The following is a 14,831-nucleotide window of genomic DNA, read 5'->3' as shown; positions in this document are numbered from 1 at the left end:
CTAATTCAAGCATGCCGAATAACACCTACGCTGCCATAAACGATTGTATAATTATTTTTGATACCGATGAACAGAAATACCTTTTCATCAGTCCGGCTATTGTTAATATTTTAGGTATTACCGCTGCGCAGTTGACCGGCGACAGCAGCCTGTGGCTGGATATGATAAGTGCACAGCAACGCAACGACATAAAAGCGGCGATTGCAAATCTTGCTGTAAATGAGTCGGTTGAGCTTAATTATCTTATTAACACACCGCAAAACACGACCAGGGATATCATTGATAAAAAAAGCCTGTTAATTGACGGGGGTACCAATCATAAAGTTTTAGTAAGCACTATTAGTATTCAAACGCAGCTTACCGCCGGCGATGCCCCGGAAGACAGTATTTTTAGCGATTTGTTTTACAAAAATGCCAACCCGGTATGGATAGTTGATAAACAAACACTACGCTTTTTAAAAGTTAACCGGGCGGCTACGGTGCATTATGGCTACACCGCCGATGAGCTTTTATTATTGACGCTTAGCGATATCCGCCCGCCTGAGGAAATCGGGACCTTAAAAACATATTTAAGTATCAATGAAAATTTTGAGATAAGCGCCGGCGATTTTAACCGCGCCGGCATATGGAAGCATTTAAATAAACAAGGCGAAATTATTTATGCCGACGTTAACTGGTTTGGTATAAAGTATAAAGGGCGAAATTGTATTTTATCAATTGCTACCGATGTTACAGCCAAGCTGCAATACCAGGACGAAGCCAGGCGGCGCGAGCAGTTTTTAAGCTCGCTGATTGATTCGCAAACCAATTTTCTGATAAGGGTAGATATTAAGGGGCGTTACAGTTTTATTAACAAACAGTTTTTGAAAACCTTTGGCTACAAAGCAAATGAGCTGATAGGGCAGCATTTTTCAATTACTACCATACCGCAAGAACTGCATTTGTGCGAAGAGGCGTTTATTAATTGCCTAAACAACCCGGGTAAAATTGTAAAACTACTGCATAAAAAACCGGATGTATGGGGCGGGCTTCATGATACAGATTGGGAGCTTATATCCATAACCGACGATACCGGCCAGGTTTGCGAGATACAGGGAATAGGGCAGGACATTACCGCCAAGCTTAAAATTGAACAGGAAATAAAAGAAGCCGCCGAAAAGCTGGAATCTTTTATTGAAAGCATAACCGATTCGTTTTTTATTATCGACAATGAATGGCGGTTTGTTAAGGTAAATTCAGCGTTCGAAAGAATGACAAACACTCCGCGCGAAGAAATGCTGGGCAATGTGCTTTGGGATGTATACCCCGAAATTGTGGATTCGGGCTTTGGCCGGGCCTACTACGAATTGATAGAAAAGCGCCAGAGCGTAAAGTTTATTGAATATTTTGACCGGATTGATAAGTGGCTGAGCATATCGGCTTACCCATCTGCCGAAGGCATAACGGTATATGTTAAAGATATAAGCCATGAGCGCCGGGCCCAGGAAGAAGCCCTTTGGACAAAAACAAGCTTAGAGGCCCTGATAAACAACACGCATGACCACATCTGGTCGGTTGATAAAGAGATGCGTTATGTATATATGAACGATGCGTATATCAGGGAAACAACACATTTAACCGGCGTTGAACCTAAAGCGGGGGAACATTCATACCTGCATAAAGGATATAGCGATGAGATGCACAAAGAGTGGATAGCCTACTATTCGCGGGCCTTACTTGGCGAACAATACACCATTATCAATGAAAGCATTGACCTGCAAACAAAAACCCCGGTATATTTTGAGGTAAGCTTTAACCCCATTTATACGCAACAGGGCGACATTATTGGCGTAGGCTGTTTTGCCCGCGATATTACCCGGCGCCTTAAAATTGAGCAGGAACTGATTGATCAAAACGAGCGCTTACGAAACATTGCCTCGCTCAGTTCGCATGAAATAAGGCGGCCGGTTGCCAGCATGATGGGCCTGATCAGCATAATGGATAAGGAAAACTTTTTTAACCCCGAAAACGAACAGATCATCCAGCATCTATTCACGGTAAGCGCCGAAATAGATGATGTTATCCGCTTAATTGTGGATAGCACTTTTACCAGCCACCGCTAAGTAAAACAAGGATTGATTATTTGGAAACAATTGCCCTTTCGCCATCCAGGAATAATGCATCTGTAAACCTTTGTATCGGTTGTACAGGGTAACGAACATTTTGCCATCCGTGACGTACCCCATTCTTTATCATCGAGAGCTGTAAAATCCCAGACTTCCGAAGTTTTTAAAACTTCTGAAGTCTTTCGCTGGTTTATCGCCCTCCATCAGAATTTCGAAAAATTTTACCGTCCCGAATGGCAAACAGGACAGATTTACTTAAACTTGTTTTTTAACGCCGCCAGTTTTATGGCGATGTCTGTCTCGGGCGCTTCCTGTGGCTTCCTGTTGAAATTGGGTTTGTTGTTTCCGCCGGCCGGTCTTCTGTCATCATTCCTTCTGGCCGTTGGCTCGCTTTTATCGTTTTCTTTCATCGATAAGGCAATCCGCTTGCGGTTAACATCAACCTCGGTTACGGTTACCTCCACTTTCTGGTGAACTTTCAACACTTCGTTAGGATCTTTAATAAAGCGGTTGGTAATCTGGCTTAGGTGTACCAACCCGTCCTGGTGAACGCCAATATCAACAAAGGCGCCAAAGTTGGTTATGTTAGTGACGATGCCGGGCAGCTTCATGCCTACTTTAAGGTCGCCAATTGCATTTACACCATCGGTAAAGCTAAAGGCTTCAAACTGTTCGCGCGGGTCGCGGCCCGGCTTGGCCAGCTCGGCCATAATATCGTTCAGCGTGGGTAATCCTACTGTTTCCGATGTGTATTTTTGCAGCGGAATGCTTCTGCGGATAGCGGCATCCCCCATCAAATCTTTCACCGTGCACTTCATGTCCCTGGCAATTTGCTCCAGCAAGCTATATCGCTCCGGATGCACGGCGCTTGAATCCAGCGGGTTTTCGGCATGGTGGATGCGCAGGAAACCTGCCGCTTGTTCAAACGCTTTTTCGCCAAGGCGGGGTACTTTCTTTAATTGCGAGCGTTGTTTGAATGCGCCGTTCTGATCGCGGTAATCCACAATGTTTTGCGCCAGTTGCGGGCCAAGGCCCGATACATAGGCTAAAATTTGTTTTGAAGCCGTGTTCAACTCCACACCAACCGCATTCACGCAACTCATCACGGTATCGTCCAGCGAGGTTTGTAGCTTGTTCTGATCCACATCGTGCTGGTATTGGCCCACACCTATTGATTTTGGGTCGATTTTTACCAACTCGGCCAACGGATCCATCAAACGGCGACCGATAGATACGGCGCCCCTTACGGTAATATCTTTATCCGGAAACTCTTCCCTGGCTACATCCGATGCAGAGTAGATAGAAGCGCCGCTTTCGTTCACCATTACAATGGCTACGCCGGGCAGGTTAAGGTTACGAACAAACAGCTCTGTTTCGCGGCCGGCGGTACCGTTGCCTATGGCAATAGCTTCAATCTTATACCTATCAAATAAATACTGAACTGTTTTTTCTGCCTCGCGCGCCTGTCCGGCCCCGGTGTGCGGGTAAATGGCGGTATTCTCCAATAATTTTCCCTGTTCATCCAAACAAACCAGCTTACAGCCGGTGCGGAAACCAGGGTCAATAGCCATAACCCGTTTTTGACCAAGCGGCGCGCTTAAAAGCAGCTGACGTGCATTCTCGGCAAATACGCGGATAGCCTCTTCATCAGCTTTCTTTTTGGTAAACAGGCGTACCTCTGTTTCCATCGACGGCTTCAGCAGGCGTTTGTAGCCATCGGCAATGGCTTGTTTCACCTGGTCGGCAGATGGGTTGTTAGCTTTTACAAAGCTGTCTTCCAGCGCGGCAATGGCTTCCTCTTCGGCCGGTTTTATATCCAGCCAAAGAATTTCCTCCTTTTCGCCGCGGCGCATGGCCAATATGCGGTGCGATGGGGCCGACTTTACCGGTTCGGTCCAGTCAAAATAATCTTTATATTTAATGCCTTCAACCTCTTTACCATCAATCACTTTTGATTGGAAAGTGCCTTTCTCTATAAAAAGCTCGCGAATGCGGGTACGTACTTCGGCATTTTCGCTAATGGTTTCGGCAATAATGTCCCTTGCACCGGCCAATGCTTCTTCAATACTGTTAACACCTTTTTCGGTATCAATAAAAACGGCGGCCTCTGTTTGCAGGTCGGCTTTGCGTTGTTCCAGCAGCAAATCGGCCAGGGGCTGTAAACCTTTCTCGCGGGCCGCGGTAGCACGGGTTTTGCGTTTGGGGCGATAGGGCAGGTAGATATCCTCCAGCGAAACCATGGTTTCGGCTTCGTTTATTTGTTTTTCCAGTTCGGGCGTTAGTTTGCCCATATCGGTAAGCGACTTCAGGATCGCTTCGCGGCGTTTATCCAGGTCGCGCAGTTGCTGGGCGCGGTCGCGTATCTCGGCCACCTGCACTTCGTCGAGCGTACCGGTAACCTCTTTACGGTAACGGGAAATAAACGGTACTGTTGCTCCTTCATCAAGCAATGCCATTGTTGCACTTACCTGTTTTTCGGATATGGAAAGCTCGGAAGCTATTTTTTTAGAATGCGATATCATACATCAAATTTCGGACTGCGAAGTTGAGAGAATAGCCTTACAATTCAAAAAAAGATTGTTAACAAATGGGGGAGAGTGGTGAGTGGTCAGCTATGGGGGGTGAGTGGGATTAAAGTATGCATAGCAATTATACAGCATTGATATGATTATTCGACTTGTCGAGTAAATAAATGTCACCAGCCCGATACCAATAAATTGGTTGCGGCATTCACACTGCATTTTTGATACTTTACGTAAGCCGATACAGCCCTTGTCCTGATTGTTTCCCTCGGCTCATTTTTAATGTAACCGGCAATAGCATCGTGTAAAGTGTAGGCCTCGGGGCACATCAGGCCGGTTGTCCAAACCACGGGGGTAGCTTTGGCCTGGGTAATAAAGCCACTAAAGTATTTTTTGCTGATGCAGGCCAGTATAATACAATCCCGGGTTTTGCCATCGGCGTTTTTAAACTTATTGGGCAGCCCGAAATCCATCAGTCCATCGTGTCCTATATAAGCCAGTAATTGGGCATTCCCATCAATCCCTATCACTTGTTTTTTATAGTGAATGGTATCCTTTAACTGCCCGGCACAACTAAACAAAAAGTCCTCTGTTGTTTTTTCAATGGCCTGCCCATCCCATGCATCAGCAACCAGGAAAACGTTCTGGGTGCGGTGTTTAAATATCAGCCGTTCCATAATCATCCCTTTGCCTTTTTGTTTTTTAACCAACTGCCAATCTTTGCTTCGTTTAAAATAGGTGCGAACGCCGTTATCGCATCCCCAGTACAAATTGGTTTCAGGATCCTGTCCGTTGCCTATTTTGGGCGGTACGGGTACTATGCCCTGATATTTATTATCGCACAAAGCAACAAAAATATGGATTACTTTGCAGGACAGATTTGTATAAGCGATGTTTTTAGATTGTGGTACCGATGCCTTTGATGTCGGCGACAATGCTTTGCCTGCCGGTTTTGCCTTACATCCAAAAATTACTAAACATATTGCAACAATATGAACCCCATTTTTCCAACACCTCATGACAGTATAGGTTTAAAGCAAGTTAGTTAGATTTTCAGCAAGTTACACATTAGCCGCCATCTTACATGGAATTTTATAGATGCTACACCTTTCTTCGTTTAAGAATTTCTATCCCGTTCTTCTTCACTACTTTTTCAATCGCCTTACCCCAAAATTCGCCCAAAGCAATGGCTCCCGCTTTATTGGGATGAAGGTAAAATATACCTTGCTTGCCATTTTCTGGAATCAGCAGCGTAAGGTGACGTTTCTTAAAATATTTGAATGCTTTTTTATCGCCGGTAAAAACATGTTTAGGATTAATGGTGGCGTAGCTTTGGGTAAGACGATCTAATTTAGGCACATAACTTTGCAATCTCGATAGCCCTTCCTGCAGGTATTTTGCCCCGTTTTGGGTGTTGGGGCTGTACCAGATAGGGTGCTGCAATATGACAACAGCCGCCGGGAAATCTGCAAGCAATTTATCGATAATGGTTTTTACATTTTGGATATAATCATCTGCAGATACAGGTGCGCCGTGCGGCCCCTGGATGGCGCTATCGTTGGTGCCCAGCTTAACCGAAAATATCAGCAACGCGTTTTTATCAGTAAATGCACCGGCCGCTTCCTCCACTTTGGTAAAGGTCTTGGTGCCCGGCAAAAAATCGAGAGTGGTATAACCACTATGGCCCTGGTTGCTAAATTCAACGGTACCTAAGTTTTTTTGCCGGCGCAAATATGCAATAGCCGTAGCGGGTGGCGCATCTTCAGGCGTAGCCAGTTGAACGCCCTGGGTTATACTATTGCCGATAAACACTATGTTAAGGTTGGGCTTTTTATCCTGCGCGAAACAGATCGATCCTCTAAATAGAAAAACGGCGACAAACAAAAAATAACGCTTCATATATTAATTTACCTCAAATGCCACCAGGGCTTCTTCAAACTCTTCACCAATGAACCAGTGAACCAATGAACTACCACTTCACCCCCATATTCCAAAACATAAAGGCCCATTTATCAACCTGTCCGCTTATTACCTGGGCGGTCGACTGACCTGCGCCATGACCGGCATTGGTTTCAATGCGAATAAGTACCGGCTCCGGGCCTTTTTGATATTCCTGTAGCCGCGAGCCAAACTTAAAGGAGTGAGCAGGTACAACGCGATCGTCATGGTCGGCTGTGGTAACCATTGTTGCCGGGTATTCGCGTGGCGTAAGGGCATGGTAGGGCGAGTACTTATACAGGTAGTCAAACATTTCTTTCGAGTCTTCTGCTGTGCCATAATCATAGCTCCAGCCCGCTCCGGCCGTAAATTTATTGTAACGCAGCATATCCATAACGCCAACCGCAGGGAATGCTACCTTAAACAAATCCGGGCGCTGGGTAAGCATAGCACCGATGAGCAGGCCGCCGTTTGAGCCACCGGATACTGCCAGGTGCTCTTTAGACGTGTACTTGTTTTTGATAAGGTATTCGGCAGCTGCAATAAAATCGTCAAAAACGTTTTGTTTTTTCATTTTGATGCCCTTTTTATGCCAGGTTTCGCCGTATTCGCCGCCGCCACGCAAATTTGGCACAGCGTAAATACCGCCATGCTCTAAAAGTATAATATTCGACGTGCTGAACGCCGGTGTTAAACTAACGCCAAAACCACCGTAGGCATATAACATTAAAGGGTTCTGGCCATTTAGCACCGTACCTTTTTTATAGGTGATGATCATCGGGATTTTGGTTTTATCCTTCGACGCATAAAACACCTGTTTCGATTCGTACTGTTCGGGATCAAACTGTACGCCCGATTTTTTATAGATGCTTGACTGCCCGGTAGCTATATCCAGCTTAAAAATGGTAGGGGGGTATATGTAGCTGGTAAAAGTATAATAGGTTTCCTTTTCTTCTTTTTTGGCTGCAAAGCCACCCGCAGTTCCAACCGATGGCAGGGTGATGGTTCGTTCCAGCTTGCCATCCATACCGTATTGTTGCACAAAGGAGGTGGCATCTTTCAGGTATTCGGCAAAAATTTTTCCCCCGGCAGTACTGGCTGTTAAAACATTTTTTGTTCCGGGTATCAAATCCTTCCAATGGGTTATGCCGGGGGTTGCGGCATCAACAGTAACTATTTTAAAATTTGGCGAATAAATATTCGTTAGGATATACAGCTTGCTGCCCACATTGTCCAATACACTGTGCTGGTTATCAAAATTATCAACCACGGTTACTATAGGGCTATCGGGCTTGCTTAAATCCTGAATGTATAACTCATTGCCGGTGGTTGATGTGGCTGCGGTTATCACCAAAAAGCGTTCGTCTTCGGTAAGGTAAGCGCCAATGTAGCGGCGTTTGGTTTTTTCGCCGCCAAATATCAGCTTATCGGTACTTTGCGGCGTACCCAGTTTATGGTAATATAATTTATGGTACTGTGTTAAGCCCGAAAGCTGGCTACCCGCTTTAGGTTTATCATAGCTGCTGTAATAAAAACCATCGGTACCTTTCCAGGCCAGGCCGCTAAATTTCACATCAATAAGGGTATCCCCAACTACATTTTTGTCGCTGGTTTTTATCACGATAACCTTGCGCCAGTCCGATCCGCCTTCCGAGATCTGGTAGGCTGCCAGGTCGCCGTTTTTGGTAAAATCGATGCCTTGTAGCGATGTAGTACCATCAGCCGAAAATTTATTGGGATCCAAAAACACCTCGGGTTTACCGCTATCGCCAATTTGCCTGTATAAAACCGACTGGCTTTGCAGCCCGTCGTTTTTATAAAAATAAGTGTACTGCCCCTCTTTAAAAGGAGCGCTGTATTTCTCGTAATTCCACAATGTTTCAAGGCGTTTGCGGATGTTTTCGCGGTAGGGTATTTGTTTTAGATAATCCTGGGTAACTTTATTTTCTTCTTTTACCCAGGCCTTTGTATCCGGTGCCTGGTCGTTTTCCAGCCAGCGATAGGGGTCGGGCACCTGGGTACCAAAGTATGTATCAACGGTATCAACCTTTTTTGTTTTGGGGTATGGTAGTGTTTTAATAGTCATTTGTTGCGCGTGGGAATAGCTGTAAAATAAAACAGCTAATGCAAGTAAGCCGGGTGTTCTTTTCATCTACATTTAAATTACAGGGAACTAAAGATAGTGATTTGCACAACACGGGCACAAATGATTTAGGCCGTTAAAGGTTAAAAGTTGTTAATTTTGCCCTTTGCTGCTGTTTAATTGACCGGGGCAAGCTATATTAGCGCCCTGTAACTAAAAGCGGCTGTAGCTGTTGCCTTAACTGCTTTTGCGCGGATACGGCGTGTATATTATCTACTGAGGCTTGTTTTTTTAACATAAGTGCCATGGGCGATAATAATGCATTTTTTTAGGCGTTTGCTAAACCAAATAAGCAGGGTTTTGGCAAACCAGATTTATTTTATTAGGACTATTACAACATGAAACAAACTTTTACATTATTGGCTGCAGCTTTTTTTATGCTGATGGCATTTAAATCAAAGGCGCAGGATGTGCAGGATGACGAAACGGTTTCCGAAAAATCTAAAAGTTATTTGAGCCTGGGATTTGGCCAGTCGAGGCCGTACGGCGATTTCAAATCTACTGATTACAGCAACAACAAATCGGGTTTCGCAAAAAAAGGTTTAGTATATTCTTTAGATGGGGCACATTACTTTTTTAAGCGCGCAGCATTAGGCTATACCGTAACCTACCAGGACCAGGGTAACCTAACTTATGATGATGACCAAAAAATTTCGCAAGGTTACACAGATAGCTATATTGCCGATGGATCAATAGTTACCGCCAATAAACGGTACCGCAGCCTTAATATATTATTAGGCCCGCAATATACCCTTGTATGGGGCGCCTTTTCATTCGATTTCAGGGCTTCTGCCGGTGCTATAAAAAGCTTTGCCACACCTACGGTAGCCGTGCAGATACAGGGCGTTGATGCGCAAAGCGGAGAGTTTTTGCAACACAGTTCAACTAAATTTGCTTTTGCCTATGGCGGTAGCGCGGCCATCCGCTTAAATACCGGGGCAGGATGGGGCCTGTTCCTGAAAGCTAACTATGTTAATTCTGCCGGACCAAAAATCACTTATACCGACCGTACCCTGGTACTCGGCCGCACCGTTACCAACCAGGCAATGACCGAAGGCCAGGCCATTTTTGGTTTATATAAAGAGTTTTAAAAGAAGAATCAAGAGGTTAGAGTCAAGAATCAAGATAGAATAAAAAGGGTTGTTTCATTTGTTTGAAATAACCCTTTCTATTTGGAGCATTAGCATCCTGCGACTATTTGATATCGTCGAGGCCTTTTTGTCTTGATTCCAGGCTCTTAATTCTTGAATCAAGATAGAATAAAAGGGTTGTTTCATTTGTTTGAAATAACCCTTTCTATTTGGAGCATTAGCATCCTGCGACTATTTGATATCGGCGAGGCCTTTTTGTCTTGATTCTTGGCTCTTAATTCTTGATTCTTTCTCTAATGCACTTCAATTTGCTCAGGTCGGCTGGCTACTATTTCGGGCTGATCTTTAAACAGCTCGAAAACGCCGGTAACACAAATTGCTTTTCGTTTAATATTGGGGAGGTCTAACGTTACCTTATTTCCTTTTATGGCGATAGTATATTTTTGGTGAGGATAAGCACCGCCCATGTTAAGCAGAGCAAGCGTATCGCTTACTATTTTGAGCGAGTAAACGGTATCACATAATGTACCTGTTTTACCCAGGCCTGCTTTAAAATCAGTAGCACTGAATTTATTTTGTGCCTTTACCGTACCTGCTAAAGCGGTTGCCAACAAAGCGGTTAATATCAGTTTTTTCATATACCCCTCATTATATAAACACGAATTTCATAAACTCGAATTTCACGAATGGCTTCGAATTTCACAAACGAAGCCATATTGATCCTTCAAAATCCAAATTATCAATACAGCACCTGCAATAATCCGCATGCTTATCAATTCGTGAAATTCGATACAATTGCTAAACGCCCTGCAAGTATTGGTGTGTATTGAAATTCGATACAATTATAGCAGCCCTGCTAATATTAGTGTCTAATCTTCATCCTCATCAACTTCGGGCGCTATGCCATCATCTACATTTAGGGTGAATGCCGATTCGGAGGCGCGGGTGGCAGCTTCTAAAGCGGCAATATCTGCAACGTCAGCATCTAAACGTTCGTTGCCGGTGTCCTGGCCTTCGTTTTGTTCGTATTCGTTGCCTGGATCTTTTTCGTCCTGGTTATCGTCAAGATTGGGATTTTCTGGAAGTGGCATAATGTGGTTGGTTTTTATTGTGTAACAGTATTAACGCTCATTAGGTTTTAAATTAAAGTTACATAAATAGCCGCCAAAACAACTTACAATCCACTGAAATAATATATCCCCGAAAATACGTATTTTTGTGCGTTTTTTGAAGCAAGCCTGTAAACCGACCGAAACGTAACACCTTTTGTAGCCGGACCATCATCAAGCAAAGCTGCTTTAATTAGCTTTTGAACACCGAATATGTTAGAGAAATTAGAACTGATATTTCAACGCTGGAAAACCGTTGAAGGCGAATTAAGCAATCCTGAAGTAATGCAGGATATGAAGCGCTATGCTCAGCTGAATAAAGAATATAAAGACCTTGCTAAAATTGTTGACGAGTATAACATATACCGTAACATTATGAGCAATATTGATAGCAATAAAGAAATACTGGCTACCGAAAAAGACGAAGAGTTTCGTGAAATGGCCAAAATGGAACTGGATGAGTTGTTGGGCAAACAGGAAGAGATGGAAGAAGCCATCCGCCTGATGCTGATCCCTAAAGATCCGGAAGATAGCAAAAACGCGATGGTAGAAATTCGCGGCGGTACCGGTGGCGATGAAGCCGCCTTATTTGCAGGCGACCTTTACCGCATGTATATGCGCTATTGCGAAAAACGTGGCTGGAAAACCGAGTTGGTTGATTATACCGAAGGCACCAGCGGCGGCTATAAAGAAATTGTATTTAACGTAATAGCCGAAGACGCTTACGGTACCTTAAAATATGAATCGGGCGTCCACCGCGTTCAACGCGTTCCTGATACCGAAACCCAGGGCCGGGTACATACGTCGGCCGCATCGGTTGTGGTATTGCCCGAGGTTGATGAGTTTGATATCGACCTGCAGGTTAGCGATATCCGCAAGGATTTATTCTGCGCATCGGGCCCGGGCGGTCAATCGGTAAATACAACCTACTCGGCCGTGAGGTTAACCCACTTGCCTACGGGTATTGTGGCGCAGTGCCAGGATCAGAAATCGCAATTAAAAAACTACGATAAAGCACTACAGGTATTGCGTTCGCGCGTATACGAAATGGAGCTGCAAAAGCACCTGGAAGAAACATCCAAAAAGCGCAAAACCATGGTATCAACCGGCGATAGGTCGGCCAAGGTACGTACCTACAACTACCCACAGGGGCGCTTAACAGAACACCGCATCGGTCTTACGATATACAACCTGCCCGGCGTATTAAACGGCGATTTACAGGAGATAATGGAAGCTTTACAGTTTGCAGAAAATGCAGAGAAACTAAAAGAAGGAACCGTAGTTTAAGGTGAAAGGCAAAAGGAGAAAGGTAAAAGGAGAAAGGTAAAAGGTTTGCCGGTCTGCTTTTTAGGACTTGACAACACTTGAATAATATCAAAAGGCTTTTAGTAGTATGCTAAAGGCCTTTCTTTTTTTGTTGAGACTTTTTGGGCTTTTCGCTATCTTTAGTAAACACTACAACTATGGACGAACCAGAAAAACTCGATCGTATTATTGAGGCCCGCATGAAACTTAAAGCCCGGTTTGAGGAAAAGATGAAGCTTACCCCATCTGTAGCCGACGACAAACCCCGCGGTACCGGTGCACCAAACAGGCACGGCATGCCAGCTATCCCCATAGGGCAAACAGTCACTGTTAAATGGCCTGTGCTCGATTTGGGGTACCAGCCCAATATACCAACCGAAAAATGGAGACTGACTATTGATGGCGCCGTTGATAACCCGGTTAAGCTTACCTGGAAACAGTTTATGGATTTGCCCCAAACCAAAGATACATCCGATTTTCATTGTGTAACCACCTGGTCGAAGCTAAATATGCCCTGGAAAGGTGTTAGCCTGCTTGATATTGCAGCATTGGTGCACCCCAAAGAAAACGCCACCCACATTATGTGCTACGGGTACGACACATATAGCACCAATATTTCTTTAGAGGAGGCGCTAAAGCCCGATGTGTTGTTGGTTCATACTTTTGAAGGACAGCCCTTACCAATAGAACACGGCGGCCCTGTACGGATGATTACCCCACAACTTTATGCCTGGAAGGGCTCAAAGTGGATAAAACGGATTGAGTTTTTAACCGAAAACAAATTAGGTTTCTGGGAAGATCGTGGCTATTCAAACACAGCCTACCCCTGGCGAAACGACAGGTATAGCGATTAACAGAAAGCTAACGTTTTGCCAAAATAGCTTTCTGCCTTAAGCGCCTCTACGGTTTCGCTGTAATTTTTGCCGATTGCTCCAGTTCGCTGCTTACCGAATCGTCAAAATATAAACGATAAATTACCCATTCATTTTTGGGCTTGTAAAACATAAATGTAAACCGCAGGGGCTGGTTTTGGTGTTTTACCAGGTAGCTGTACAATACCAGGCTGTTGGATGCTTTACGCTGAACGATAAGATCTTTGCCGGTATAAGCGCCAATAAGGCTGCGTGTAGTATCTATTTTTGAAATAAGTTTAACCAGGCTGTTGGAATCAATAAGCGGATTGGTTTTAAATATATCAATCATCGCTTTTGTGGTGCTCTCTTTATCGTAACTCCTGAAAAACTTTTCTATAAGGGTTGTGGGCGCTATGATTCCTGCTGCTGTTGGCGTTTTGGCGGCAGCTTCGGGTTTTGCTGTCGTAGCAGTTTGGGCCGATACACGGCTACCGGCTGCAACTGTAAGCATAATTAAAACAATAAGCCCTATGGCTTTAAAACGAGGATTTTGCATACTAATGGTATTTGTGTGCCTAAAATAGGGAATTTATACAAAAAGCCGCCTATCTGCTTGTTATATAAATATGCTTGATGAGAGATTTATCAGCACTTATTAAGGTAACTGAAATAGGATTTTAAGCTTACTATTCATATCTGTGAGGTCATTCGCCGAAAGTCTGCCCAAGAGCCCCTTTGCTAACGACCTGTCAAGGGTAGCAATTTTGCTTGTCCTGATAAGAGATTGCTTCCTTAATCCATTTGATGGATTTGGCATCAACATAGTGCCTGTCGGTTCCTGCCAGCTGGTTTGTGTTGTAATGAAGCAAACGGTTAGATCAAGATTGGTGTTAGCGAGTACCACTTCAGGCTTTAATTTACTACCGCTCAGGTCGGTAAAAGGAAAAGTAATAGGCACAATGTCGCCCTTAGCCATTGTAAACCTCTTTTAAATCTACTACAGAATATAGCTCTTCCTCGTTATTTAAAAAGTCAAAAGTGTTACTGTCAGCGGCAAGTTTTTGTATGCCCTGAGTTAATTGGCGTTCTTCGTAACGTTTACTTACAAAGTCTGCAAAGTCAGAAATTTCTTCTGCTTTGTCCTCCGGCAATTGGTTAATTGCTTTAACTGTGCGCTCAATGATTGCCTGTCTTGTCATGTCCAAATGGTTTATATTCAAATATAAGAAATTATGCACATTAAGACCCTTACGGTAATATATACAATCAGGAAAATTGCTTTAAAATTAAAGACAAAAAGAAGGCACCTATGGAGCCAAATTGTGCGGGTGGATGTAATGCTATAAACACGTGACTCCGCTGGAGTCAACAGTTGCGGGTTTATAACTCCAGCGGAGTTTCGTGTTTATAGTAAAAAAAGTAATAGTTTTTGGCTCCGTAGGTGCCTCCTGTTTTAAAAGCGATTTCCCTGATATATACAACAGGGAAATTGCTTTTAAAAACTTGATGCAGAAAGAAAGGTAACTCGGGGTCAAGAGATGCATTTGAAGTTTTGTTCTACAAATAATTGGTAGCAATATTTATCTAAAATTCTTTTATGCCTCGCAGGGGCCGCCTATCCCGGCATTTATTACAATATATAAGGATGTACTGCGTAATGAGGCTACGCTACAGTGAATTAACCTGGCGAATCGGCACAGTAGGTGTTAAAAGCACACTTCATCGCGGTTAAAAAGCTAAATTCCTAACAATCAGGCCAAAAAA

General features: G+C 44.0%; 13 protein-coding genes. 4 read left to right on the top strand and 9 right to left on the bottom strand.

Going from position 1 to position 14,831, the window contains the following annotated elements:
• Positions 1-11 precede the first annotated feature (11 nt).
• Positions 12-2,102: a PAS domain S-box protein gene (locus AC1DXF_RS16210; RefSeq protein ID WP_477449766.1), complete on the top strand. Its 2,091-nt coding sequence runs from the start codon at positions 12-14 to the stop codon at positions 2,100-2,102.
• Between the two features lie 254 nt (positions 2,103-2,356).
• Here the strand turns inward: AC1DXF_RS16210 and AC1DXF_RS16205 are convergent, their stop codons facing one another.
• From AC1DXF_RS16205 to AC1DXF_RS16190, 4 genes are all read right to left on the bottom strand, one after another.
• Positions 2,357-4,627: a Tex family protein gene (locus tag AC1DXF_RS16205; protein WP_477449765.1), complete on the bottom strand. Its 2,271-nt coding sequence runs from the start codon at positions 4,625-4,627 to the stop codon at positions 2,357-2,359.
• Between the two features lie 173 nt (positions 4,628-4,800).
• Positions 4,801-5,646 carry a hypothetical protein gene (locus AC1DXF_RS16200; protein ID WP_477449764.1) on the bottom strand — a complete coding sequence of 282 codons (846 nt, stop codon included), beginning with the start codon at positions 5,644-5,646 and terminating at the stop codon, positions 4,801-4,803.
• An 82-nt stretch (positions 5,647-5,728) separates the two neighbouring features.
• On the bottom strand, positions 5,729-6,526 hold the full coding sequence (locus AC1DXF_RS16195) for a GDSL-type esterase/lipase family protein (protein WP_477449763.1): 798 nt from the start codon (positions 6,524-6,526) through the stop codon (positions 5,729-5,731).
• A gap of 70 nt (positions 6,527-6,596) precedes the next feature.
• Positions 6,597-8,717 (bottom strand): prolyl oligopeptidase family serine peptidase, encoded by a 2,121-nt coding sequence (locus AC1DXF_RS16190; protein ID WP_477449762.1) that lies wholly within the window; start codon positions 8,715-8,717, stop codon positions 6,597-6,599.
• Positions 8,718-9,046: 329 nt separating this feature from the next.
• Between AC1DXF_RS16190 and AC1DXF_RS16185 the strand changes: the two genes are divergently transcribed.
• Entirely contained in the window at positions 9,047-9,799 is a 753-nt protein-coding gene (locus AC1DXF_RS16185; protein WP_477449761.1) for a hypothetical protein, read from the top strand.
• Positions 9,800-10,092: 293 nt separating this feature from the next.
• Here the strand turns inward: AC1DXF_RS16185 and AC1DXF_RS16180 are convergent, their stop codons facing one another.
• On the bottom strand, positions 10,093-10,437 hold the full coding sequence (locus AC1DXF_RS16180) for a hypothetical protein (protein ID WP_477449760.1): 345 nt from the start codon (positions 10,435-10,437) through the stop codon (positions 10,093-10,095).
• A 231-nt stretch (positions 10,438-10,668) separates the two neighbouring features.
• Complete coding sequence (locus AC1DXF_RS16175) at positions 10,669-10,890, bottom strand: hypothetical protein (protein WP_477449759.1); 222 nt, start codon at positions 10,888-10,890, stop codon at positions 10,669-10,671.
• A gap of 231 nt (positions 10,891-11,121) precedes the next feature.
• Between AC1DXF_RS16175 and prfA the strand changes: the two genes are divergently transcribed.
• Both prfA and AC1DXF_RS16165 read left to right on the top strand, forming a co-directional pair.
• Positions 11,122-12,195, top strand: coding sequence for a peptide chain release factor 1 (gene prfA, locus AC1DXF_RS16170; RefSeq protein WP_477449758.1), 1,074 nt, complete (start codon positions 11,122-11,124; stop codon positions 12,193-12,195).
• A gap of 176 nt (positions 12,196-12,371) precedes the next feature.
• Positions 12,372-13,067 (top strand): molybdopterin-dependent oxidoreductase, encoded by a 696-nt coding sequence (locus AC1DXF_RS16165; RefSeq protein WP_439695449.1) that lies wholly within the window; start codon positions 12,372-12,374, stop codon positions 13,065-13,067.
• 46 nt (positions 13,068-13,113) lie between these two features.
• Here the strand turns inward: AC1DXF_RS16165 and AC1DXF_RS16160 are convergent, their stop codons facing one another.
• The 3 genes from AC1DXF_RS16160 to AC1DXF_RS16150 all read right to left on the bottom strand — a co-directional run bounded on the left by AC1DXF_RS16160 (position 13,114) and on the right by AC1DXF_RS16150 (position 14,266).
• A complete protein-coding gene (locus tag AC1DXF_RS16160) occupies positions 13,114-13,623 on the bottom strand; it encodes a hypothetical protein (RefSeq protein WP_477449757.1) in 510 nt (169 codons plus the stop codon).
• Positions 13,624-13,722: 99 nt separating this feature from the next.
• Positions 13,723-14,043 (bottom strand): type II toxin-antitoxin system PemK/MazF family toxin, encoded by a 321-nt coding sequence (locus AC1DXF_RS16155; protein WP_477449756.1) that lies wholly within the window; start codon positions 14,041-14,043, stop codon positions 13,723-13,725.
• Positions 14,036-14,266: a hypothetical protein gene (locus AC1DXF_RS16150; protein ID WP_477449755.1), complete on the bottom strand. Its 231-nt coding sequence runs from the start codon at positions 14,264-14,266 to the stop codon at positions 14,036-14,038. The genes AC1DXF_RS16155 and AC1DXF_RS16150 overlap by 8 nt, the downstream gene beginning before the upstream one ends.
• Positions 14,267-14,831 lie beyond the last annotated feature (565 nt).

This window comes from Mucilaginibacter sp. P2_A5 (assembly GCF_056404995.1).
This window is presented reverse-complemented; position numbering and strand designations above follow the sequence as displayed.

Excerpts from the sequence above, each read along its gene's own strand:
- AC1DXF_RS16165 (WP_439695449.1), top strand. The coding sequence starts at position 12,372 with ATGGACGAACCAGAAAAACTCGATCGTATTATTGAGGCCCGCATGAAA.
- AC1DXF_RS16190 (WP_477449762.1), bottom strand. The coding sequence starts at position 8,717 with ATGAAAAGAACACCCGGCTTACTTGCATTAGCTGTTTTATTTTACAGC.
- AC1DXF_RS16185 (WP_477449761.1), top strand. The coding sequence starts at position 9,047 with ATGAAACAAACTTTTACATTATTGGCTGCAGCTTTTTTTATGCTGATG.
- AC1DXF_RS16205 (WP_477449765.1), bottom strand. The coding sequence starts at position 4,627 with ATGATATCGCATTCTAAAAAAATAGCTTCCGAGCTTTCCATATCCGAA.
- AC1DXF_RS16160 (WP_477449757.1), bottom strand. The coding sequence starts at position 13,623 with ATGCAAAATCCTCGTTTTAAAGCCATAGGGCTTATTGTTTTAATTATG.
- prfA (WP_477449758.1), top strand. The coding sequence starts at position 11,122 with ATGTTAGAGAAATTAGAACTGATATTTCAACGCTGGAAAACCGTTGAA.
- AC1DXF_RS16175 (WP_477449759.1), bottom strand. The coding sequence starts at position 10,890 with ATGCCACTTCCAGAAAATCCCAATCTTGACGATAACCAGGACGAAAAA.
- AC1DXF_RS16155 (WP_477449756.1), bottom strand. The coding sequence starts at position 14,043 with ATGGCTAAGGGCGACATTGTGCCTATTACTTTTCCTTTTACCGACCTG.
- AC1DXF_RS16195 (WP_477449763.1), bottom strand. The coding sequence starts at position 6,526 with ATGAAGCGTTATTTTTTGTTTGTCGCCGTTTTTCTATTTAGAGGATCG.
- AC1DXF_RS16200 (WP_477449764.1), bottom strand. The coding sequence starts at position 5,646 with ATGAGGTGTTGGAAAAATGGGGTTCATATTGTTGCAATATGTTTAGTA.
- AC1DXF_RS16180 (WP_477449760.1), bottom strand. The coding sequence starts at position 10,437 with ATGAAAAAACTGATATTAACCGCTTTGTTGGCAACCGCTTTAGCAGGT.
- AC1DXF_RS16150 (WP_477449755.1), bottom strand. The coding sequence starts at position 14,266 with ATGACAAGACAGGCAATCATTGAGCGCACAGTTAAAGCAATTAACCAA.
- AC1DXF_RS16210 (WP_477449766.1), top strand. The coding sequence starts at position 12 with ATGCCGAATAACACCTACGCTGCCATAAACGATTGTATAATTATTTTT.